This is a genomic window from Phytomonospora endophytica (genome assembly GCF_014202425.1).
Taxonomy (GTDB): Bacteria; Actinomycetota; Actinomycetes; order Mycobacteriales; family Micromonosporaceae; genus Phytomonospora; species Phytomonospora endophytica.
The window spans coordinates 328621-349352 of sequence record NZ_JACHGT010000006.1 but is presented as its reverse complement, the minus strand read 5'-3'; the positions used below and the strand labels follow the sequence as shown (position 1 = coordinate 349352).

Annotated in this window: 21 protein-coding genes; 12 read left to right on the top strand and 9 right to left on the bottom strand. The window is 71.2% G+C overall.

Features of this window, described 5'->3' with window-relative positions; genetic code table 11:
• Window positions 1-23: 23 nt before the first annotated feature.
• Window positions 24-710 (top strand): aquaporin, encoded by a 687-nt coding sequence (locus HNR73_RS16070; protein ID WP_184788268.1) that lies wholly within the window; start codon window positions 24-26, stop codon window positions 708-710.
• A gap of 155 nt (window positions 711-865) precedes the next feature.
• Here the strand turns inward: HNR73_RS16070 and HNR73_RS16065 are convergent, their stop codons facing one another.
• A complete protein-coding gene (locus HNR73_RS16065; protein ID WP_184788267.1) occupies window positions 866-2053 on the bottom strand; it encodes an ABC transporter permease in 1188 nt (395 codons plus the stop codon).
• A complete protein-coding gene (locus tag HNR73_RS16060) occupies window positions 2050-2925 on the bottom strand; it encodes an ABC transporter ATP-binding protein (protein ID WP_184788266.1) in 876 nt (291 codons plus the stop codon). The genes HNR73_RS16065 and HNR73_RS16060 overlap by 4 nt, the downstream gene beginning before the upstream one ends.
• 127 nt (window positions 2926-3052) lie before the next feature.
• Between HNR73_RS16060 and HNR73_RS16055 the strand changes: the two genes are divergently transcribed.
• The 5 genes from HNR73_RS16055 (at window position 3053) to HNR73_RS16035 (ending at window position 8150) form a co-directional block, all read left to right on the top strand.
• Entirely contained in the window at window positions 3053-4234 is a 1182-nt protein-coding gene (locus HNR73_RS16055) for a sensor histidine kinase (protein ID WP_239121912.1), read from the top strand.
• Entirely contained in the window at window positions 4231-4893 is a 663-nt protein-coding gene (locus tag HNR73_RS16050) for a response regulator transcription factor (protein WP_184788264.1), read from the top strand. Before HNR73_RS16055 ends, HNR73_RS16050 begins: the two co-directional genes overlap by 4 nt.
• 14 nt (window positions 4894-4907) lie before the next feature.
• Entirely contained in the window at window positions 4908-5333 is a 426-nt protein-coding gene (locus HNR73_RS16045) for a GNAT family N-acetyltransferase (protein ID WP_184788263.1), read from the top strand.
• A gap of 98 nt (window positions 5334-5431) precedes the next feature.
• Window positions 5432-5827 (top strand): RidA family protein, encoded by a 396-nt coding sequence (locus tag HNR73_RS16040; protein WP_184788262.1) that lies wholly within the window; start codon window positions 5432-5434, stop codon window positions 5825-5827.
• A gap of 175 nt (window positions 5828-6002) precedes the next feature.
• On the top strand, window positions 6003-8150 hold the full coding sequence (locus HNR73_RS16035; protein WP_184788261.1) for an MMPL family transporter: 2148 nt from the start codon (window positions 6003-6005) through the stop codon (window positions 8148-8150).
• Window positions 8151-8174: 24 nt separating this feature from the next.
• Here the strand turns inward: HNR73_RS16035 and HNR73_RS16030 are convergent, their stop codons facing one another.
• The 3 genes from HNR73_RS16030 to HNR73_RS16020 all read right to left on the bottom strand — a co-directional run bounded on the left by HNR73_RS16030 (window position 8175) and on the right by HNR73_RS16020 (window position 9940).
• Window positions 8175-8750 carry a ribonuclease FAU-1 family protein gene (locus HNR73_RS16030; protein WP_184788260.1) on the bottom strand — a complete coding sequence of 192 codons (576 nt, stop codon included), beginning with the start codon at window positions 8748-8750 and terminating at the stop codon, window positions 8175-8177.
• 47 nt (window positions 8751-8797) lie between these two features.
• Window positions 8798-9451 carry a siderophore-interacting protein gene (locus tag HNR73_RS16025; RefSeq protein ID WP_203685693.1) on the bottom strand — a complete coding sequence of 218 codons (654 nt, stop codon included), beginning with the start codon at window positions 9449-9451 and terminating at the stop codon, window positions 8798-8800.
• 75 nt (window positions 9452-9526) lie between these two features.
• Window positions 9527-9940 carry a MerR family DNA-binding protein gene (locus HNR73_RS16020; RefSeq protein ID WP_184788259.1) on the bottom strand — a complete coding sequence of 138 codons (414 nt, stop codon included), beginning with the start codon at window positions 9938-9940 and terminating at the stop codon, window positions 9527-9529.
• A 141-nt stretch (window positions 9941-10081) separates the two neighbouring features.
• On the opposite strand from HNR73_RS16020, the gene HNR73_RS16015 reads away from it, so the two are divergent.
• From HNR73_RS16015 to HNR73_RS15995, 5 genes are all read left to right on the top strand, one after another.
• Complete coding sequence (locus HNR73_RS16015) at window positions 10082-11347, top strand: cytochrome ubiquinol oxidase subunit I (RefSeq protein WP_184788258.1); 1266 nt, start codon at window positions 10082-10084, stop codon at window positions 11345-11347.
• Between the two features lie 14 nt (window positions 11348-11361).
• Entirely contained in the window at window positions 11362-12144 is a 783-nt protein-coding gene (locus HNR73_RS16010) for a cytochrome d ubiquinol oxidase subunit II (RefSeq protein ID WP_184788257.1), read from the top strand.
• 352 nt (window positions 12145-12496) lie between these two features.
• The gene (locus tag HNR73_RS16005) at window positions 12497-13651 is read left to right on the top strand and encodes a Gfo/Idh/MocA family protein (protein ID WP_184788256.1); all 1155 of its coding nucleotides are present in this window, start codon (window positions 12497-12499) and stop codon (window positions 13649-13651) included.
• Between the two features lie 35 nt (window positions 13652-13686).
• Window positions 13687-14793 carry a dihydrodipicolinate synthase family protein gene (locus HNR73_RS16000; RefSeq protein ID WP_184788397.1) on the top strand — a complete coding sequence of 369 codons (1107 nt, stop codon included), beginning with the start codon at window positions 13687-13689 and terminating at the stop codon, window positions 14791-14793.
• Window positions 14790-15596 carry a sugar phosphate isomerase/epimerase family protein gene (locus HNR73_RS15995; RefSeq protein ID WP_184788255.1) on the top strand — a complete coding sequence of 269 codons (807 nt, stop codon included), beginning with the start codon at window positions 14790-14792 and terminating at the stop codon, window positions 15594-15596. The genes HNR73_RS16000 and HNR73_RS15995 overlap by 4 nt, the downstream gene beginning before the upstream one ends.
• A 57-nt stretch (window positions 15597-15653) precedes the next feature.
• On the opposite strand, the gene HNR73_RS15990 is transcribed toward HNR73_RS15995, so the two are convergent.
• The 4 genes from HNR73_RS15990 to HNR73_RS15975 are packed head-to-tail and all read right to left on the bottom strand — an operon-like array spanning window position 15654 to window position 19312.
• Window positions 15654-16052, bottom strand: a complete 399-nt coding sequence (locus tag HNR73_RS15990) for a hypothetical protein (protein WP_184788254.1) — start codon at window positions 16050-16052, stop codon at window positions 15654-15656.
• 40 nt (window positions 16053-16092) lie between these two features.
• Complete coding sequence (locus HNR73_RS15985) at window positions 16093-16827, bottom strand: helix-turn-helix transcriptional regulator (protein ID WP_184788253.1); 735 nt, start codon at window positions 16825-16827, stop codon at window positions 16093-16095.
• Window positions 16824-17201, bottom strand: coding sequence for a UCP033725 family protein (locus HNR73_RS15980; RefSeq protein WP_184788396.1), 378 nt, complete (start codon window positions 17199-17201; stop codon window positions 16824-16826). Before HNR73_RS15980 ends, HNR73_RS15985 begins: the two co-directional genes overlap by 4 nt.
• A 5-nt stretch (window positions 17202-17206) precedes the next feature.
• Window positions 17207-19312, bottom strand: a complete 2106-nt coding sequence (locus HNR73_RS15975; protein WP_184788252.1) for an SseB family protein — start codon at window positions 19310-19312, stop codon at window positions 17207-17209.
• A 148-nt stretch (window positions 19313-19460) separates the two neighbouring features.
• On the opposite strand from HNR73_RS15975, the gene mycP reads away from it, so the two are divergent.
• Window positions 19461-20690 (top strand): type VII secretion-associated serine protease mycosin, encoded by a 1230-nt coding sequence (mycP, locus tag HNR73_RS15970; RefSeq protein ID WP_184788251.1) that lies wholly within the window; start codon window positions 19461-19463, stop codon window positions 20688-20690.
• Window positions 20691-20732 lie beyond the last annotated feature (42 nt).

Here is a 20732-nt window from a genome sequence, read left to right as displayed (position 1 = left end):
GTTCAACCCCCGGAGGTGACCCCATGGGTCCCAACTCTCTGTCGCGCCTTTCAGCCGAAGGGCTTGGCACTCTCCTCCTCACCTATCTCCTGGCCTACGCGGCCGGCGGCGGACTCGTGTCCACCGTCGGTTACGCCGCGGCCCTCGCCTTCCTGTACTGGCTGTTCGCCGGAGTCTCCGGCGCGCACCTCAACCCGATCGTGACCCTCTCCCTGGCCGTGCGCGGCAGGCTCGGCTGGCTCGACGCCGCCGGGTACGTCGTCGCCCAGCTGGTCGGCGCGCTCCTCGGCGGTCTGCTCCTGTGGGGCGCCGCCGGCGACGACGTCAAGGGCGAGGTGCTCGGGACGTCGGCGAAAGTCGACTCCGGCAGCCTGGTCACCGCGCTGGTCGGCCTGGCCATCGGCGCGTTCCTCCTGGTGTCGGCCTACTTCGCGTTCGAGGGCTCCAGCCGGGCCCTCGGCGGGCTCGGTGTCGGCGCGGCCTTCGGGCTCGCGGCGCTCACCGGCGCGGGCGCGATCAACCTGGCCCGCGTCGTCGGCGCGGACCTGACCTTCACGATCTCGGGCGGCGGTGTCGCCTGGGACTCCATCTGGGTGTACATCGTCGGCCCACTGGTCGGCGGTGTGGTCGCCGCGTTCGCGGCGGGGACGGTGGTTCCGGCGCTGGCCGGCACGCCCGTGTCCACGCACCGGAACGGCGACGCGGCTTGACGGTCGCGTGTTGAAGGGAGGGGCCCTGCGGGGTCCCTCTTGCGTGGACGGCGCCTCCGAACGCATGTTTCACGTGAAACATCGCGTTGCGGGCGCGGAAAAACCCGGGCCCGGCGGTCTTCCCCAACCACCGGGCCCGGGCGCGTACCCCCGTCTTACCCCTTCAGGGCCTCCATCAACTTCACGCGCGAACCCATGCGCCACACCGCGCGCCGGTAGATCCGCGCGCCCAGGGCCAGCGCCCCGACGACGGCCGCGGCGAGGATCAGCGCGCTGAGCACCTGTTCCCACCATTCGACCGAGCCGGTCGCGCTGCGCATCGGCATCATCATCGCCGAGAAGGGCGGCACGTAGGACAGCGTGACCGCGAGCGTCGACTTCGGGGTGCCCGCGGTGAACAACGCGACCAGGTAGCACGCGATCATCAGCATCGTCAGCGGCGTGATCGTCGAGTTCGAGTCCTCCTGCCGCGACACCAGCGACCCGAGGGCACCGGCCAGCGCGGCGAAGAACGCGTACCCGAGCATCCACCAGCCGAGCGTCGCCACGACCGTCGAGATCGTGCCGGGCGGCAGGTCTGGCATGACGCCGCTGGCGCTCGCGGCGGCCAGTCCGGCGGCGGCGATGACCAGGACGTTGATCAGGCCGAGGATCCCCAGGCCGATGATCTTGCCGCCGAGGAGTTGCCACGGTCGCAGCGTCGACAGCAGGATCTCCACGATCCGGCTCGACTTCTCCTCGATGACGCCCATCGCCACGAACATCACCGGGTACATGAGCATGAAGAACAGGAAGATGACCACGATCGAGGCGATCGCCTGGCGCGCTCCGGCCTCCTCGGCGTCCTCCCCGACCGACTCCTGCCGGATGTCTGGGACCGAGGCGAGGGCCTGCGAGACCTGGTCGGGCGGGAGGTTCGCCGCCGCGAGCGCCTTGCTCGACGCGACCTGCTTGTAGGCGGTGTCGATGATCAGCGACAGCTCGGAGCTGACGCCGCCGTCGGTGATGAGCGTGTCGCCGTTCACGACGGCCGCGTCGATCTCACCGTCGGCGACGGCTGCGCGCGCGGCGGCCTCGTCGGGGAACTCGGTGATCTTCACCGTGGCCTGCGCGTCGCCGGTCAGCGACGGCGAGGAGGGCTTCACCGAGGTCAGCGCCTGGCTGATGACGGCCGTGTCGGTGCCGGCGACGCCGACCTTGTACTCGTCGGGCCCGCCGAGGAGTTTCGGCAGGAACGCCAGGACGACCACGGCCGCGGCGCTGATCAGCATGCTGATCAGGTATCCCTTGGTGCGTCCCCGGACGAGCACCTCGCGCCGGGCCACCAGAAACAGTCCGTTCACGCCACAGCCTCCCGGAAGATCTCCACCAGAGTCGGTTCCTGCCAGCCGAAGTGCGTCACGCGCCCGGCCTTGACGGCTCCGGCCAGGACGGCCTGGTCGTCGTCGGTCTCGATGAGCAGCGCGCCGTCGTCGTTGCCGACGACCTTGCCGGGCAGCGCGTCGGCCCAGCCCGTGGGCGCGTCCTCCACGGCGACCTTGAGGAAGCGGCGGCCCTCCTTGCGGCGGAGCTCGCCGACGGAGCCGACCGCGACCATCCGCCCGTCGGCGATGATGCCGACGGCGTCGCAGATGCGCTCGACGAGTTCGAGCTGGTGGCTGGAGAAGAGCACGGGCACCCCGGCGGCGTTGCGCTCGGCGAGCACGTCGGCCATGGTGTCGACGGCGATCGGGTCGAGGCCGGAGAAGGGCTCGTCGAGGATGAGCACCTCCGGTTCGTGGACGAGGGCGACGGCGAGCTGGACGCGCTGCTGGTTGCCAAGGGACAGGTCCTGCACGTGGTCACCGGCGCGGTCGGCGAGGCCGAGGCGTTCCAGCCAGTCGGCGGCCGACTTGCGGGCCTTCGCCGTCGCGAGTCCGTGCAGTTCGCCGAAGTAGGCGATCTGTTCGGCGATCTTCATCTTGGGGTAGAGGCCCCGCTCCTCGGGCATGTAACCGAAGCGCCTGCGATCGGCGAAGCCGAGGCGGTGGCCGTCGAAGCGGACCTCGCCGGCGTCGGGTTCGAGCACGCCCATGGCGATGCGCATCGTCGTGGTCTTGCCGGCGCCGTTGGCGCCGACGAACCCGAACATCTCTCCCGACCCGACGGTGAAGGTCACGCCGTCGAGAGCGACCTTCTCGCCGTAGCTCTTTCGGAGCCCGTCGATCTCCATCATGGATTCAACGTTCCCATGCTGATCTTGGCGTCACGTCTCCCTTGCGGATGTAATCGGACCCATCTTCGTGAAGGACTCTCGGACGCGAGCCTCCTACCTCCGGATGAGGGCGGCCTATGCTGCGGGGGTGGTGAAGAGCTGGTGGCCCCCGCGGGGCCGGGCCGCCGACGCGCTGGTCGCGCTGGCCGTGTGGGTCGCCGTCCTCGGGGTCGCGCTGATCAGCCTCGGCAACCCCGAACGGCAGCCCGAGTCCAACTCCTGGCTGGCCTGGCCGCTGATCACGATCTCCGCGGCGGTCCTCTACTGGCGGCGCGACCACCCGATCGCGGTGGCGCTGGTGACGCTGGTCTGCAACGCCCTCTACTACCCGTTCACCGGTCCCGACGGGATCATCGTGCTGGCGTTCCTCGTCGCGTTGTACACCGTCGCGGCCGAGTCGAGCCTCATCGCGGCGACGCTGCTGGCGGTCGTGCCGATGCTGGTGATCGTGTCGGTGGAGGCGCGGAGCCAACGGCGGCACCTTGACGACGTCGCCGTGTTCATGCTCGCCGGGTGGCTCGTCGCGATCGTCGCCGTCGGCGGGGTCGTGCAGAACCGGCGCGCGTATCTCGCCGAGGCCGAGGAGCGCGCCCGGGCCGCCGAACGCGCCGGGCGGGAGGAGTCGCGGCTGCGCGCCAGTGAGGAGCGATTGCGCATCGCGCGCGAACTCCACGACGTCATCGGGCACAACATCTCGCTCATCAACGTCCAGGCCGGCGCCGCCCTGCACCGCTTCGACGCCGACCGCGCCGAAGCGGCCCTCGTCGCCATCAAGGACACCAGCAAGCAGGCGCTACGTGAACTGCGGTCCACTTTGGGCGTACTGCGGCAGGTCGACGAGGAGGCGCCGGTCGCGCCCGCGCCCGGCCTCGGGGCACTCGGCACGCTCGCCGAACGGACCCGCGCGACCGGCCTCGACGTGACCGTGGAGGTCGCCGGTGAGCCGAAGGCACTGCCGACCGAGGTGGACCTGGCGGCCTACCGGATCGTGCAGGAGTCGCTGACCAACGTCACCAAGCACGCCGCCGCGACCACCGTGACCGTGCGCGTCGACCACGGCGCCGACCGCGTCGTCGTCGAGATCCTCGACAACGGCACCGGCGGCGCGGGCACCCCCGGCTCCACCGGCAGCGCCGGGCACGGCATCGTCGGCATGGGCGAGCGCGCCCGCGCCCTCGGCGGCTCGCTCGACGCGGCCGTGCGCCCCGGCGGCGGCTTCGCCGTCCGCGCGGTCCTCCCCCTCGACCCGAACACAGGAGGCACCACATGATCAGGGCCCTGCTCGCCGACGACCAGACCCTGGTGCGGGCCGGTTTCAAGTCCATCCTGGACGGCGAACCGGACATCGAGATCGTCGGTGAGGCCGCCGACGGCGAGGAGGCGGTGGCGCTGACGCGGCAGCTGCGGCCCGATGTCGTGCTCATGGACATCCGGATGCCGCGCCTGGACGGGCTGGAGGCGACGCGGCGGATCGTCGGCGACCCGAAGCTCGCCGCGGTTCGGGTCATCATCCTGACGACCTTCGACCTCGACGACTACATCTACGGCGCCCTGCGCGCGGGGGCGAGCGGGTTCCTGGTCAAGGACACCGAGCCGATGGAGCTGCTGCACGGCGTGCGGGTCGTCGCGCGTGGGGACGCGCTGCTGGCGCCGTCGATCACGCGCAAGCTCATCGGCGAGTTCGCGCAGCGGGTGCGTCATCCCGACCCGTCGCCGCGGCTGAACGCGCTGACCGAGCGGGAACGCGAGGTGATGACGCTGGTCGCGGAGGGCCTGACCAACGACGAGATCGCCGCGCGGCTGGTGCTCAGCCCGGCGACGGCGAAGACGCACGTCAGCCGGATCATGACGAAGGCGCGGGTCCGCGACCGGGCGCAGCTGGTGATCCTGGCCTATGAAAGCGGGATGGTCAAGCCCGGCTGGGTGTAGCTATCGTTTCGCGCATGTCCGGTTTTGAGATCTCCACCGACCCGGCTCGCCTCGACCTCGACTGGCTGCACGAGCGCCTGTCCACCGACACGTACTGGGCGACCGGGCGTTCGCGTGAGCGGATGCTGCGGACGATCGAGAACTCGGTGCCGTACGGGGTGTTCGCCGCCGACGGGACGCAGGTGGCCTTCGCGCGGCTCGTCACCGACCGGGCGACTTTCGCGTGGCTCTCGGATGTTTATGTTGATCGGTCTACCAGGGGCTCGGGCGTCGGGAAGCTCCTGATGGAGCGGATCATGGCCGACGTGGAGACCTTCGGGCTGCGCCGGATGGTGCTGGCGACCGACGACGCGCACGAGCTGTACCGGCGGTACGGCTTCGAGGCGCACCCGAAGCCGGAGATGTGGATGGAACGCCGGTGGGAGGACAACCCGGCGTAGCGGCTGTGAGCGGCATGACGGTTCGCGTACCTGGCCGTCATCATCCTGGACATGTAATGTCTCAGATAGCCAGGATGACCCATGAGGAAGGCGATCCCATGCCGCACACGATCATCAACCCCGACAGCCTCCACGACCCCGTCGGCTTCGGCTACAGCCACGTCGCCGCGACCTCCGGCGAGCTCGTCCTCCTCGCCGGGCAGTACGCCTCCGACGCCGAGGGCCAGGTCACGACCGACGACTTCGCCGAACAGGTCGCGACCGCGTTCGCCAACCTCGGCAAGGCCCTGGCCGCCGCCGGGCTCGGCTTCGAGCACGTCGCGCGGCTGCGCACCTTCGTCGTCGACCACGACCTGGCGAAGCTCGCGGTGATCGGCGAGGTCATCGGCGGGATCTGGGGCGCGAAGCCGCCGGTGCAGACCCTCACCGGTGTGGCCGCGCTGGCGCTGCCGGGCATGCGGTTCGAGGTCGACGCGGTCGCGGTACGGGGCTGAGCCCGACGGCGGCGGGCCACCCCTACGGGCCCGCCGCCGCCCCAGCGCCCGCCCCCTAAGGGCCAGGTCAACCCACGCCGTACGCCCGCGCGGCCCCGCCGCAACCACCGCCGTATCCCAATTGCCCACCGCAGGCCGACGTCGCGGGGCAAGCCGCTCGCCGAGTCTTGCGCCCATGACACAGACACTCGCTCCTCAGCCCTCCTCCGGCGCCCCGCCGACGCGGCCGTCGCGCATGGAGCGGCTCGCCGGATGGTCGCAGCGACACCGGCTGCTCGCGCTCCTCGTGTGGGTCGTCGTCCTCGGCGGCGTCACGGCCGCGTCCCAGGCGATCGGCACCGACTACCGCGACGACCACTCGCTCCCCGGGACCGAGTCCCAGGCCGTCACCGAGGCCTTCGAGAAGTACGCGCCCGCCGAGTCGGGCACGACCGTCCAGATCGTCTTCCAGTCCGACGACGGGCTCGCCTCACAGCGGGCCGCGATCACCGCGCTGGTCGACCGTGTCGACGACATGCCCTCGGTCCTCACCGTCAGCGATCCCTTCGAGTCGCACGGATCCATCAACGACGCGGGCACGATCGGCTTCGCGACGGCCACATTGGACGGTCCGGCGACCGAGGTGCCCGCCGAGGACGTCCGCGCGGTCATCGACGCCGCCAGGGAATTCGAGTCCGACGCGCTGCGCGTCGAGCTCGGCGGCGACGCCGTGCGGGGCGCCGAGGAGTCGTCCGGAGGCGCGGCCGAGGGCGCCGGAATGCTCGCCGCACTGGTGATCCTGCTGTTCATGTTCGGCTCGCTGCTCGCCGCGGCGGTGCCGCTGCTCACGGCCGTCTTCGCCGTCGGGAGCACGCTCGGGCTGATCGCGATCGCCTCGAACGTCTTCACACTGCCCAGTTACATCGTGCCGCTGATGATGCTCGTCGGGCTCGGCGTCGGCGTCGACTACGCGCTGCTGATCTTCACCCGCTTCCGCGGCGAGATCCGCCGCGGCGCCGATCGCGAGACCGCCGCCCGCACAGCGCTCGACACCGCCGGGCGCTCGGTCCTGTTCGCCGGGGCGACGGTCATCATCGCGCTGCTCGGCCTGCTGGCGCTGGGATTGGGCGGCCTGCAGGGCGTCGCGCTCGGCGTCGGGCTGACCGTCCTGGTCACCATGCTCGCCTCGGTGACGCTGCTGCCTTCCCTCCTTTCCCTGATGGGCAGGCGGATCGAGGCGAGCATCCTCCGCCGGGCCGCGAAGGCGAAGAGCGAGCCGGGCGCGCGCTGGCGCCGCTGGGCGGCGCTCATGCAGCGCCGGCCGCTCGTGCCGCTGCTGTTCGCGCTGGCCCTGCTCGTCGCGCTGTCGGCTCCTGCGCTGGCGATGCGCCTCGGCTTCGCCGACGCCGGGACCGAGGCACCGACGACCACCAGCCGCCAGGCCTACGACCTGCTCGGCGAGGGCTTCGGCACCGGCTTCAACGGACCGCTCATCGTCCTCAGCGAAGGCGACGACGCCGCCGCACAGGCCGCCTACGAGAAGCTGTCGTCCACTGTGGGCATCGCCGAGGTCGCGCCGCCGCAGCGGATCGCACCCGGCGAACTGTCGATGCTGCTGGTCTTCCCCGACACCGCGCCGCAGGCGGCCGAGACCGCCGAACTGGTCGCGCACCTGCGCGCCGACGTCCTCCCACCCGTCGCCGACGGGACCGGCGCGACCTACCTCGTCGGCGGCTCGACGGCCGCCGCGGTCGACTTCGCCGACGCCGTCAGCGACCGGATGCCGCTGTTCCTGCTGGTCGTGGTCGGGCTGAGCGCACTGCTGCTGATGGCGGTGTTCCGCTCGCTGCTGATCCCCATCAAGGCCGCGATCCTCAACCTGCTGAGCATCGGCGCCTCCCTCGGCGTGATCACCCTGGTGTTCCAGGAGGGCTGGTTCGGTGTCCAATCAGGACCGATCGAGGCCTTCGTGCCGGTGATGATCTTCGCGATCGTGTTCGGGCTCTCCATGGACTACGAGGTCTTCCTGGTCTCGCGGATGCACGAGGAATGGCGCCGGACGGGCGATGCGACGCACGCCGTGCGCGAAGGCCTCGCCACGACCGGCGGTGTGATCACCGCGGCGGGCGCGATCATGATCGTCGTGTTCGGCGCCTTCGTGCTCAGCCCCGACCGCATGCTCCAGCAGTTCGGCCTCGGACTGGCCGTCGCGGTCCTGCTCGACGCGCTGGTGATCCGGTGCCTGGTCGTACCGACGGTCATGCGGCTGTTCGGGACGAAGGCGTGGTGGCTGCCGCGCCGGCTGGACCGCGTGCTACCGAAGATCGCCCTCGAAAAGGAGTAACGACGAGGGATGCGTGCCCGCCGGTCACCCGGCGGGCACGCTCGCGTGGAACCTCGCCCGCCAGGATTCGGCGGTCCCGTCGAAAGGCGCCTTCCCCGCGCTCATGAGGTCATGGACCTCGGCGCAACTGATCCGAGCCCGCTCGATGTACTCGGGCGGAATGCCGTAGCGCTCGACCTCTTCGTCGACCTCGTCCTCGTCGAGGACGGCGACGCGGCCGTCGGGGTAGCGGACGACGTCCAGCACGAGATCCACAAAGGACACGTCCGCGCCCTCGAAGGTCGGCGGAGCGGTCATGTCGACGTAGTCGAGCAGCTCGACCTGGATCGTCTCGGTCCTGCCGTCGGCCCGGTCGACATGCAGGATCCGGTCCGGCTGCCAGAACTGCGCCACCCAGTTCCCGTGGCGCGGATAGCAGCGCAGCTGGTCGTCGCCGATCCGCGAGACGTCACCGACGGCGAACCAGGTCCGTCCGCCGGCCGGGAGGATCGCCCACTCGCCGTGCTCGTCCTCACCGAGCACGTACTCGTACCAGTACGCGGCGACGATGTCGGGATGGCGGAGTTTGGTGGCACGGCGACGAGGAAAGGGCACGGACATACCGACACCCTGCCACCGCCGCGCCACCTGCCGTCATGACCCCCACCTCAGTCCATCCCCCGGCGCCCCGGCGTCCAGAACGGCTTCGTCATCACCGACCGGCGCGGCCAGCCTCTGTCGCCGACCAGGTGTGCCCGCACGGCCTGGACGGTGCGCGCTTCCCCCGCCACGTAGGCGATGCCGGGCTCTCCGGGCAGTTCCAGCACGCGAACGGCGTCCACAAGGGACTTGGTCTTCGCGTGTACGAAACCGTGCGGAAGTCCGGCGAGATCGGCGGCGTCGGCCGCCTCGGCGACGCTGTGCCAGCGCGCCTCACCGAGACCGCGCACGATCGCCGTGAACGGTGCCTGGGCGGTCTCGACGCCGACGAAGAGGTGGTACTCCCCTTCTCCGGCCACGAGACGGCCGTCGGGTCTGGTGTACGTCACCCTGTCACCGGGCGCCGCCGTCCGCGCCCATTCCGCTCCCGGGGCGTCGCCGCCGTGGTCGAAGATCCGCAGCTCCATCCGCCCGGATTCCAGCGACCACACCGAGTACGTCCGCTTCGGGCCGATAATCCGGCCCGCGACGAACACGCCCACGTGCTGCCCGGGCGTCCACGCGAACTCCGGCCCGTCGACGACGATCCGCCGCATACGCCCGCCGGCGGGTTCGTTCACGACCACGGTTCCCGCGGCGAGCAGCCTGTCCAGCAGTCCCACGACGCCTCCTCGCGTCTCGGCAACGATGCCGATCAGCCTCGCCGTTGAACCGTGGTTCAAGTCAACAGAGGCGCGTCAGCCCCGTGCCAGCGCCTCGGTGTGGGCGGCGAGTTTCGCCTGGAAACCGGGGCAGCGGGCGGCGTCCGGTTCGGGGCATTCGAGGGCGTGCCGCAGGAAGTCGCGGGCGCGCTGGGCGGCGGCGATGCGTTCGTCCAGTTCGGACAGTTTCGGCCGGGCGACGGCCTGCCAGTGCTCGCGTGGGAGGCCCGTCGAAAGGTCGAGGACGGCGGCGATCTCGGCGACGGTGAACCCGGCGAGCTTCGCCATGTCGATCAGGGCGAGACGCGCGTAGATGTCGGGCCCGTACACACGCTTCCCGGCCCGGCGGCCGCTCGGCGCGATCAAACCCCGCCGCTCGTAGAAACGCAGGGCCGACGACGGGATCCCGGTGCGCAGGGTCACCTCGCGGATGGTCGGCGAATCGGTCACGGCGGCCTCCTCGGGCACGATCGGGGCGCGAGCGCGCAACTCCAGTCGTACACCGGTTCCGCACGCGCAACCCCTGGTGTACACCGGATCCCAACCCCGGCCCGACGCGGGCGGCCACGCCGGGCCCGCACGATTCGCGGTATGGACGCCGAAACCCTCGACCTCGCCCGCTGGCAGTTCGCGCTGACCGCCGGGGCGCACTTCCTCTTCGTCGCCTTGACTCTCGGGCTCTCGGTGCTGCTGGCGTTCATGCAGACGGCCGCGACCTTCACCCGCAAACCCGTCCACCGCCGCATGACCCGCTTCTGGGGACAGCTCTACCTGATCAACTACGGCCTCGGGATCGTCACCGGTCTCGTCATGGAGTTCCAGTTCGGCCTTAGCTGGTCGGGCCTGACCCACTACGCCGGCAACGTCTTCGGCGCCTCACTGGCCATGGAGACCCTGGTCGCGTTCTTCATCGAGTCGACCTTCCTCGGCCTGTGGATCTTCGGCTGGAACAAGGTCAACCGCTGGGTGCACCTGGCCTTCATCTGGATCGTCACGATCACCGCCTACGCCTCGGCCTACTGGATCCTCGTCACCAACGGCTTTCTCCAGCACCCGACCGGGTACACGGTGGACGGCGACGGCCTGCGGCTGGTCGACGCGGTGGCGGTCTTGACCAACCCCAGCACCCTGTACGCGTTCTTCCACATCCTCGGCGGCGCCATGGTCGTCGGCGGCTTCTTCCTGGCCGGGATCAGCGCCTTCCACCTGTTCCGGCGCACTCCCGAGCACGACTTCTTCGTCCGCTCGCTGCGAACCGGCATCGCCGTCGCGGTCCCGGCCGTCATGTTCACCGTGGTGTCCGGCGGGATCCAGATGGGCTACGTGCGCCAGATCCAGCCCGCGAAGATGGCCGCGTTCTCCGGCTCGGAAAGCGAACTGGCCGCACTGCAGGCCGAGGCGGTCGCGAGGTTCGGGCCCGGCGACTACCTGCCGTCGGTCGCGGCCGTGCGGGGAGCCGGGCTGACCATGATCATGCTGTTCCTGCCGCTGCTGCTCCTGGGCGGGATCTCCTTGCTGCTCATGGCCTTCCGGCCGGTCGTGCTGCGGTTCCGCCTGTGGCACGCGGTGCTGATGGCGGCGATACCGCTGCCGTTCGTGGCCATGATCGCCGGCTGGGTGTTCCGCGAGATGGGCCGCCAGCCGTGGGTCGTCACCGGACTGCTGAAGACCTCCGACGCCGTCAGCGACGTGTCCCCGACGGCGATGCGCGCCTCGCTGATCGCCTTCGGCTCGGTCTTCGCGCTGCTGCTGCTCGTCAACTACTGGCTGCTGTTCCGCACGGCCGCCCGCGGTCCGGCGGCGGCGACCCTCGGCGCCGAACCGGCCGAGGCGGCCGGTCCCGTACTGGCGTACTGAAAGGAACGAAGGACATGGAATACGCGGCCGTGGCGCTGCTCGCCCTGTACGGCTTGGGATATCTCGTGCTCGGGGGCGCCGACATCGGCGCCGGGATGCTGTTGTTCGCGCTCGGCAAGGGCGATCGCGAGCGGCGGCTGGTGGTGTCGGCGATCGCGCCGGCCTTCCTCGGCACCGAAGTGTGGCTGGTGGCGACGGCGGGCGTGCTCGTCGGCGCCTTTCCTTCGCTGGAAGGGGAACTGCTGACGGCACTGTTCCCGGCGGTGGTGACGTTGCTGATCGGCTGGGTGGTGCGCGACGTGGGCCTGTGGTCGCGGGGCCGGGTCGACGCCCGGGGCTGGCGGACCGTGTGCGACGTCGCGGTCTGCGCGGGAAGCTGGACGGTCGCGGGCGCCTGGGGACTGGTGTTCGTCGGCGCGGGCGAGGCCGGGATCGGCCGCGCGGGGCCGGTTCCGGGGATCGGGTCGCTGATGCTGGCGGCCCTCGTCGCGGCGGTGTTCGCCTGCCACGGCCTGGGTTACGCCGGGCTGCGGCTCGGCGGGGCCGTCGGCGCGCGCGTCGCCCGGACGGCCGGGCGGATCGGGGCGTGGCGGCTGTACGCGCTGACGTCGGCGGCGATGGCGCTCGTCGGCCTCGGCATCGGGACGCGGCTTCCGTTGCTGGAGACCGTCGCCGACGGGGCGACGCTGGCCGTGCTGGTGCCCGCGCTGCTGGTCGTGACGCCGTTCCTGCTGGCGGCGCAGGCCGGGATGTGGTGGCTGTTCCGGGGACGAGTGCGCGGGCCGGGGTACTTCTGACGGGTGATCATGGCACCGCGTGCCGTCACGTCACGCCAGTTTCACATCCCGAGGAGTAGAACAGGAGCCATGGACCCCTCGCCGCGAAAGTGGGCCGCGGCGGGGTGAGGTCGGGTACGCATCCGGCCTGCGGGGAGGGTGGAGCCAAGCCCCCTGAGGGCACCCGGCAAGGGCTCCCCTCCCCGCCCATACACCGCGGACTCCCCGCGCGGCCGAGGCCTCGTGCCCGGGCGCGCGGGTGACTCACGCGCTGATCAGAGCGCCTCCCCTTGACCCCTCCCCCTCGATCCGGCTACTCTCCACCTCGTCTGGAAAGCGCTTGCCAAGTTGATCTTGAGAGAGGCCCGCCCCCATGAGCACACGCACCACCGTCGGCATCGCCGTCAACGGCGTCACCGGCCGCATGGGCTACCGTCAGCACCTCGTGCGCTCGCTGCTCGCCATCCGCGAGCAGGGCGGCGTCACGCGGGCCGACGGCTCGGTGATCTGGCCCGAGCTGACGCTCGTCGGGCGCAACGCCGACAAGGTCGCCGCGATCGCCGAACGGCACGGGATCGAGCGCCACACCACCGACCTCGACGCGGTCCTCGCCGATCCCTCGATCGACGTCTACTTCGACTCGCTGACCACGCAGCACCGCCTCGCCGCCGTCACCAAGGCGATCGCCGCGGGCAAGCACGTCTACTGCGAGAAGCCGATCGCGACCACAGTGGACGAAGCCCTCACCCTCGCCCGGGCGGCGCGCGCGGCCGGCGTCAAGAACGGCGTCGTCCAGGACAAGCTCTTCCTCCCCGGTCTGCGCAAGCTCAAGCGCCTCGTCGACGGCGGCTTCTTCGGCCGCATCCTCTCCGTCCGCGGCGAGTTCGGCTACTGGGTCTTCGAAGGCGACTGGCAGAGCGCGCAGCGCCCCTCCTGGAACTACCGTGCCGAGGACGGCGGCGGCATGGTCCTCGACATGTTCGCGCACTGGCAGTACGTCCTCGAACACATCTTCTCGCCCGTCAAGGCCGTGACCGCGCACGTCACCACGCACGTCCCGGAGCGTGTCGACGAGCAGGGCGCCACCTACAAGGCGACCGCCGACGACGCCGCCTACGCGATCTTCGAACTCTCCGACGGCGTGGTCGCGCAGATCAACTCCTCGTGGGCGACCCGCGTCTTCCGCGACGAACTGGTCGAGTTTCACGTCGACGGCACCGAGGGCAGCGCCGTCGCGGGCCTGCGCCGCTGCCGGGCCCAGCACCGTTCGGTCACGCCGAAACCGGTCTGGAACCCCGACATCGCCGAGCCCAACGACTTCCGTGCACAGTGGACGGAGGTGCCCGACAACGACGAGTTCGACAACGGCTTCAAGGTCCAGTGGGAGAGCTTCCTGCGCCACGTCGTCGACGACGCCCCCTGGAACCACGACTTCCTCGCCGGGGCGCGGGGCGTGCAGCTCGCCGAGGTCGGCCTCGCCGCCGCCGAGCAGGGCCGCCGCCTCGAACTGCCGGAGCTGTCCCTGTGAGCACCCTGCGGCTCCCCGACGGCACCCTCCACACGATGAGCGGCGCGACGGCGCCCGCGCCTTCGGGCACGGCGCTGCGCTCGCGGGTGGTGTACTCGGCGGCGCACGTCGTCGCCGATCCCCTGGCCGACAACGGTCCCGGGCGCCCGGCGGTGCTCGACTGGGACGCCACGCTGGCGTTCCGGCGGCACCTGTGGGCGCACGGCCTTGGCGTCGCCGAGGCGATGGACACCGCGCAGCGCGGTATGGGCCTTGACTGGGCGGCGACGCGGGAGCTGATCCGGCGCTCGGCGGCCGAGGCGGCCTCCGTCGGCGGCCTGATCGCCTGCGGAGCCGGAACCGACCAGTTGGGTGGTCCGTCCACTCTGGACGAGGTGATCGCCGCGTACGAGGAGCAGCTCGCGGTCGTCGACGCGGCCGGCGCGATCCCGATCCTGATGTGCAGCAGGGCTTTGGCGGCCGCCGCGACCGGTCCCGACGACTACGCGCGCGTCTACGACCGGCTGCTCTCGCAGGTGTCGCGTCCGGTGATCCTGCACTGGCTCGGGCCGATGTTCGACCCCGCGCTGACCGGCTACTGGGGTAGCGAGGACCTGTCGTCGGCGGCGGAGACGATGCTCGGCGTCATCGCCGCGCACGAGTCCGCCGTCGACGGTGTGAAGATCTCGCTGCTCGACGCCGACCGCGAGATCGCCTTCCGGCGGCGGCTTCCCGCGTCCGTGCGCTGCTACACCGGCGACGACTTCAACTATCCGCAGCTCATCGAGGGCGACGAACAGGGCTTCAGCCACGCCCTCCTCGGCATCTTCGATCCTCTCGCCGCGCACGCCTCGGCGGCCGTCGCGCGGCTCGATGCCGGTGACGCCAAGGGATTCCGGGAGATCCTCGATCCGACGGTCACCCTCGCCCGGCACACCTTCGCCGCGCCGACCTTCAACTACAAGACCGGCGTGGTCTTCCTGGCCTGGCTCGCCGGGCACCAGGACGCCTTCCGAATGGTCGGCGGCCTGGAGAACGCCCGCGACATCCCGTACCTGACAAGGCTTTTCACTCTTGCCGACGAGGCCGGGCTCTACCCCGACCCGGAGGCCGCGGCCGCCAAGATGCGCGCGCTGCTCACCGTCGCGGGGGTCGGGCGGTGACGCGACTCAGTTTCAACCACGCCACGGCCAAGTTCTGGGACCAGGGCGAGGTCATCGAGGCCTGCGCCCGCGAGGGCATCGGGATCGGGCTGTGGCGGGAGCCCGTCGCCGAGTACGGGATCGACCGCACCATCGCGAAACTCAAGGAGACCGGCGTTCCGGTGACGACGCTGTGCCGCGGCGGGTTCTTCACCACCGGTGGCCGGGAGTCCATTGAGGACAACCGCCGGGCGATCGATGAGGCGCGAGCCCTCGGCACGAAGGTCCTCGTGCTCGTCTCCGGCGGCCTGCCGGAAGGATCGCGCGACATCGACGGCGCCCGCGCCAAGGTCGCCGACGCCCTCGCCGAGCTCGCGCCGTACGCCGGCGACGCCGGTGTGACGCTGGCGATCGAGCCGCTGCACCCGATGTTCGCCAGCGACCGCTGTGTCGTGTCCACTCTGGACCAGGCGCTCGACCTCGCGGCGCCCTTCCCGGCCGCGCAGGTCGGCGCGGCCGTGGACACCTACCACATCTGGTGGGACCCGAACCTCTACGCGGCGATCGCCCGGGCGGGCACGGAAGGCCGCATCGCGACCTTCCAGGTGGCCGACTGGACGACGCCGCTGCCCGCCGGTGTACTCACCGGCCGGGGGCAGCTCGGGACCGGCTGCGTGGAAATGCGGCGGATCAAGGCGGCCGTCGACGCGGCGGGATACGACGGCCCGATCGAGGTCGAGTTGTTCAACGACGAACTGTGGGCACGGCCGGGACGCGAGGTCTTCGCCGAAACGGTGGCGGCGTACGAGGAGCACGTGGGGTAGGGGGCATGGCGGGCCCGCCCGCGACCGGGCGCCGACGCGAACGTCGGCGCCCACCCCTCACAACGACCGCGTCCCCGTCAGTGACCACACCTCGGCGATCCGCGGCCCGCCCGCGCCGTCCTCGACGCGCAGCATGTCGATACCGCCCGTGCGCCGTTCCACCCCCGCCTTGGTGAAGTCCGCGACCCACCGGCACGCCACCAGCCCACCGTCCACCGCCGGCCCGATGTCCGTCCGGTAGACCAGCGCCTCGTAGCCCGCGCGGAATCCGTCCACGAACGCCGCCAGGTCGCGCGGCCCGCGAATGGCGTCGGCCGCCGGGATCCTCGTCCCGAAGGCGATGCGGAAGTCCTCCGTCACGATCTTCCCGGCGAGCCCCGTGGCGCCGTTCCACATCTCGGTCCACGCGTCCCACAGGCCCGTCATCGCCGCACGGTCCGTTGCCACACCCGTCATGTCGTTCTCCTTCACTCGTCGGAAGGACCACGATCACCGCCTAGCGCGACACCGTCCTGTCGGTGTTCGGCGACACATCCAGCCGCGCCAGCCCGACGAGTTCCCGTCCCAGGGCGTCGATCTCGGTCAGGTCGATGTCGCGGGACGGCACACCCTCGCCCAGCACGGTGGCGTCGCGGACCCGTTCGAGACGGAAGCCGCGCACGGCGTCGCGCGTGCGGCACCAGGCCAGCAGATACCAGTGCTCGCCGCCTCCCAGCAGCCCCAGCGGTTCCACGATCCGCGACGACACGGCACCCAGCCGGTCCACATAGGACAGCTCCAGCACCTTTCGGCGGGCGATGGCGTCCTCGACGGCCTTCGCCACCGAGCGCGTCCCCTTCCGCGCCGGGATCACCACGACGTTCTCGGCGAGGGTGTCGGCCTCGGCGAGCTCGCGCGGGGGCATGACGGCCCGGACCTTGTGCAGAACGGAGCGGGCGGCGTCGGCGAAAGGGCTGCCGTGCAGGGAATGCAGCGCGGCGGTCAGCGCGACGGCCTCGGCCGGGGTGATCGACAGCGGCGGCAGCGTCCGGCGCTTGTCGATGACGTAGCCCCCGTTGCGTCCCGCTTCGGCGTAGATGGGCACGCCGCTTTCCTGCAGGGCGCGCAGATCCCGCTCCACCGTGCGCACCGAGACGCCGAAGCGCTCGGCGAGCCGCCGGGCGCTCCTGGGCCGCGGTGAGACCGCCCGCAGCTCTTCGACGAGGGCGTACAGGCGGTCGGTGCGGTTCACACCTGCTTCTGGTGCAGGTCCGTCACCTCATCGCGCAGCGCCCACCCCTGGTAGACGCCGGCGTCGTAGCGGTCGAGGCCGAGTCCGGCCGCGACCGGCTCCTGCCCGCCGACGTACTCGACGCGCAGCCAGTTCCCGGTCTCGCCGATGACGTGGAAGGGTTCACCGCGCCATTTGCAGACCGTGCGCAGGTAGTAGAAGTCCTCGACCTCGGGCGCGGGAACGCTGCGGCGGTAGCGGCCCTGCGCGACCTCGGTGAAGCCCTCCTCGGGATCGGGGGTGTAGAGGCGCATGTAGTCCCCGTCGGGGCTCGCCTCGTACTCCCGGTCCCGCCAGCGGGCGATGTAACCGTCCACATGGGCCAGTGGCGGCATGGGCGTCACAGCGACTCCTCCGCGGTCAGCCAGGTCTGCTGGTCGGCGTCGAACGAGGCAACGAGTGTGTCGCCGTCGATGGAACTCAGGCGGTGCATGGTGGCGCCGTGCGGCAGGCGGATGCTGTCCACTTTGAACTCGGCGACCACCGCGCCGGTCTCCCCGGGCGCGAAACCGTTGCCGCGGAAGGGCGGCGGCTCGATGACCCAGCCCTCCATGCGGCGCATCTCGTCGACGTCGTTGCCGCCGTAGGGGATCCGGTAGAGGTCGGCGCGGTGCGAGATCCAGCGGATCACGTACACGTCGGAGGCGCCGTCGTGGATGAGGCCGAGGGCGGTGCGCAGCGACTCCGGGGTGTCGAAGTCGGCGAGGTCCTCGGCGGGGTGCACGAATCCGGCGATGCGGTCGTAGCCGCGCTGGAGGTAGAAGGGCACCTGGGCGGCCGGGATGAGCTTCTGCATCAGCGTCGGGCCGAGTTTGCGCTGCTGGCTCGGCGCGGGCGAGTAACCGCCGGCCGACAGGTCGTCGTGGTGGACGCCGACGGCGGCCTCGGCCGACTGCTCCATCATGTCGGCGCGCTCGATGAGGCCCTTCTTGCCGGCCCAGCTGATCAATGTGGACATCTGGGTGCCGGGCATGTTCGCGCCGACCTCGGTGCCGGGGTTGATCGCGAGGCTGTAGCTGCGGTCCGGCCAGTTGCGCGCGACGCGCACGAAGGTGACCTTGACGAACTCGCACGGCCCGAGGCGGCGCGACATGCGCGTCGGGGACGTGAAGACGGTGAGGCTGTAGGCGCCGTCGATGAGGTCGGTGCGCCAGGTGAAGCCTGGGTCGCCGGGCCGTACGTCCTCGGGAGCGCCGTCGTTGAGTGGAACGTAGACCCAGCCGGACAGCAGTGCCCGCAGGAAACGCGGGGTGTCCCCGGCGGCTCCGGCGGCGGCGAGTTCGTCTTCGACCTCGTCCTCGGTGGGCCCAGCGAGGGCGTAGGCGGCGGGCTCGGGGAGCAGTCCGGAAGGCGCCGACGGTTCGAGGGCCGCGGCGACCTCGGCGGGCGCGCGGTGGGTCATGACCGGTGCGGCGTAGGCGTCGTCGGAGTAGCCCGACTCGTTGTTGACGCCGTAGGGCGCGTGCTCGGGCTGGTAGGCCGCGTCGTCGTACTGGTAGCCGCGGTCGGCGTCGTAGGCGGGCTGCTCGGGGGCGTACGCGGGCTCAGGCGTGTACGCGGGCTCCGGCGCGTAGGCCGGTTCGGGCGCGTATCCCTGCTCCGGCGCGTAACCGGACTCGGCGTACCCGCCGCCCTGGAACCCGGCGGGCTGGAAGGCCGCGTCGGGCGCGTAGGCGGGTTCGGGGCTGTAGCTCGGTTCCGGCGCGAAGGCCGACTCCTGCCGCTCGGGCGCGTACGCGGGTTCCGGGGGCGCGTAGGCGTTGCGGGCGGGCAGACCGGCCGGGGTCGTCGTCGCCGGAGCGGGCGCGGGCGGCGGGGGCGCGTAGTCGGCGTAGGCGGGCTGCTCGGCAGGCGGGAAACGCGTCGGGAGCTGCGGCGGCTGGTACTCCGGTTCCGGCTGCGGGAAACCGCCGCCGGGCTGGAGGTGCGAGGGCTGCTGGTAGGCCGGTTCGCCCTGCCCGTAGGTCGGGTAGGCGGGCTCGGCGCGGTAGCCGCCGGCCTGCTGCTGCTCCTCGTAGCCGAAACCGCCGCCGTAGACGGGCATCTCGTCGTGCCCGGCGCCCGCGGTCTCCTCTACGGGGAGTGACACGTCGCCGGTCGAGACCTGCTTGACGAACCACGCCGGAAGGTAGCCCTCGATGGGCAGGCCGGGGTTGACCGCGAGCCACCACTCGTCGTCGGGCCAGGTGTGCACGAGCTCGTCGAGCCGGACGCGGCGGTGGGCGCCGGCGTGCTCGCGGAGGCACGCGCGAAGCGCGGATTCCGAGGTGAAGGCCAGTACGTGGGTGCGGTCCTCGGTGGACCACGTCGCCCAGGCGGAATTGCCCGGCGCCACCGGGATGTACAGATCGCCACGGGAGAGCAACAGAAAGTAGCTCTCCTGGTCGCCCTGGCGAAGAACGTCCTGCATCCGCCGTTCGGACTCGGTAGCGGGCTCCCAGGTCATGACCGCTGTCTCCCCAGCACTAAAAGAGGTGTCGCGGCATCACAGTACAGCGAATACGCTTCGTGACCCCACCCTACGATCGGCCACCGTGCAAGTGGATCTCCATCGGGTGGGACGAAACGTGCGAGGGCATGCCACTATCTACGCAATGGGGATTGCGGGAAGGCTCGGAAAGACCGCTGCGGCCACGGTCGCGGCGGTCCTGTTGAGCACCGTCGCGGCCCCCGGAGCGGCCCTCGCCGACGACGTCCGCCCCAAGCAGTGGCAGCTCGACTCGCTGCACGCCGCCGACGCCTGGCCGCAGTCGACGGGCGCGGGCACGATCGTCGCGGTCCTCGACTCCGGCGTCGACGCCGACCACGTCGACCTGCGCGGGAAGGTGCTGCCCGGCGCCGACTTCGTCAAGAGCACCGACGGCAGCGGCGGCGACGGGACCGAGGATCCGGTCGGGCACGGCACGTCCGTCGCGGCCCTCATCGGGGGCCTCAACGACGCCGACGGGGTCGTCGGGGTCGCCTACGACGCGCAGATCCTGCCCGTGCGGGTCCTCGACAAGGACAACCGCTACGACGACGCCGGTGTCGTCGCGCGGGCCGTGCGGTGGGCCGTCGACCACGGCGCCGACGTGGTCAACCTGTCACTCGGCGGTGTCGGGAAGAGCCCGGAACTGGCCGAGGCCATCACCTATGCGCTGAGTCGCGAGGTCGTGGTCATCGCCTGCACCGGCAACGTGGACAGCAGTAAGGACGACGAACAGGGCGTGTGGTTTCCCGCGCGGATGCCCGGGGTCGTCGCGGTGAGCGGACTGTCGCCTGACGGCGAGTTCTGGGACGGCGCGCTGACCGGGACCGAGACGGTCCTGACCGCGCCCGCCGATCACCTGACCAGCGCGCATCCCGACGGGTACTGGAACATCCAGGGGACGAGTTTCGCGGCGCCGCTGGTGTCGGCGACGGCCGCGCTGATCCGCGCGAAGTACCCCGACCTGAGCGCCGCCAACGTCATCAACCGGCTCATCTTCACCGCCGCCGACCTGGGCAAACCCGGTCGCGACGAGGTGTACGGCTTCGGGCTGGTCAACCCCGTCGGCGCGCTGGCGCCGGAGATCCCGCAGGTGCTGACCAATCCGCTGCTGTCGCAGGTCGACGGTGGCGGCGGGACGCAGCCGGAGTCGTCGCAGACACCGCCGCCGTCGACGGACGGTGCCGTCCCGCCCGACGGCGAGGCACCGCCCGCGGCCGCCGAGGAGCCGAAGGGCCCGGGGCCGACGCCGTACATTTTGCTGGCCGTCGTCGCTGTCATCGCGGCTATCGCGCTGACGACGACGCTGGTCCTGCTGCGACGCAACGGGCACTACCGGAAGCCACCGCCGCTTTAGCCGGAAATGCCCGCTTGATTCCTTGGGGCCACGGGGATCGGG

Coding starts and splice junctions, on each gene's coding strand:
- HNR73_RS16030 (WP_184788260.1), bottom strand. CDS start 8,750: ATGTCCGTGCCCTTTCCTCGTCGCCGTGCCACCAAACTCCGCCATCCC.
- HNR73_RS15980 (WP_184788396.1), bottom strand. CDS start 17,201: ATGCCGCCACTGGCCCATGTGGACGGTTACATCGCCCGCTGGCGGGAC.
- HNR73_RS16015 (WP_184788258.1), top strand. CDS start 10,082: ATGGACGCCGAAACCCTCGACCTCGCCCGCTGGCAGTTCGCGCTGACC.
- mycP (WP_184788251.1), top strand. CDS start 19,461: ATGGGGATTGCGGGAAGGCTCGGAAAGACCGCTGCGGCCACGGTCGCG.
- HNR73_RS16000 (WP_184788397.1), top strand. CDS start 13,687: ATGAGCGGCGCGACGGCGCCCGCGCCTTCGGGCACGGCGCTGCGCTCG.
- HNR73_RS15975 (WP_184788252.1), bottom strand. CDS start 19,312: ATGACCTGGGAGCCCGCTACCGAGTCCGAACGGCGGATGCAGGACGTT.
- HNR73_RS16045 (WP_184788263.1), top strand. CDS start 4,908: ATGTCCGGTTTTGAGATCTCCACCGACCCGGCTCGCCTCGACCTCGAC.
- HNR73_RS16060 (WP_184788266.1), bottom strand. CDS start 2,925: ATGATGGAGATCGACGGGCTCCGAAAGAGCTACGGCGAGAAGGTCGCT.
- HNR73_RS16040 (WP_184788262.1), top strand. CDS start 5,432: ATGCCGCACACGATCATCAACCCCGACAGCCTCCACGACCCCGTCGGC.
- HNR73_RS16050 (WP_184788264.1), top strand. CDS start 4,231: ATGATCAGGGCCCTGCTCGCCGACGACCAGACCCTGGTGCGGGCCGGT.
- HNR73_RS16010 (WP_184788257.1), top strand. CDS start 11,362: ATGGAATACGCGGCCGTGGCGCTGCTCGCCCTGTACGGCTTGGGATAT.
- HNR73_RS15990 (WP_184788254.1), bottom strand. CDS start 16,052: ATGACGGGTGTGGCAACGGACCGTGCGGCGATGACGGGCCTGTGGGAC.
- HNR73_RS16035 (WP_184788261.1), top strand. CDS start 6,003: ATGACACAGACACTCGCTCCTCAGCCCTCCTCCGGCGCCCCGCCGACG.
- HNR73_RS16005 (WP_184788256.1), top strand. CDS start 12,497: ATGAGCACACGCACCACCGTCGGCATCGCCGTCAACGGCGTCACCGGC.
- HNR73_RS16070 (WP_184788268.1), top strand. CDS start 24: ATGGGTCCCAACTCTCTGTCGCGCCTTTCAGCCGAAGGGCTTGGCACT.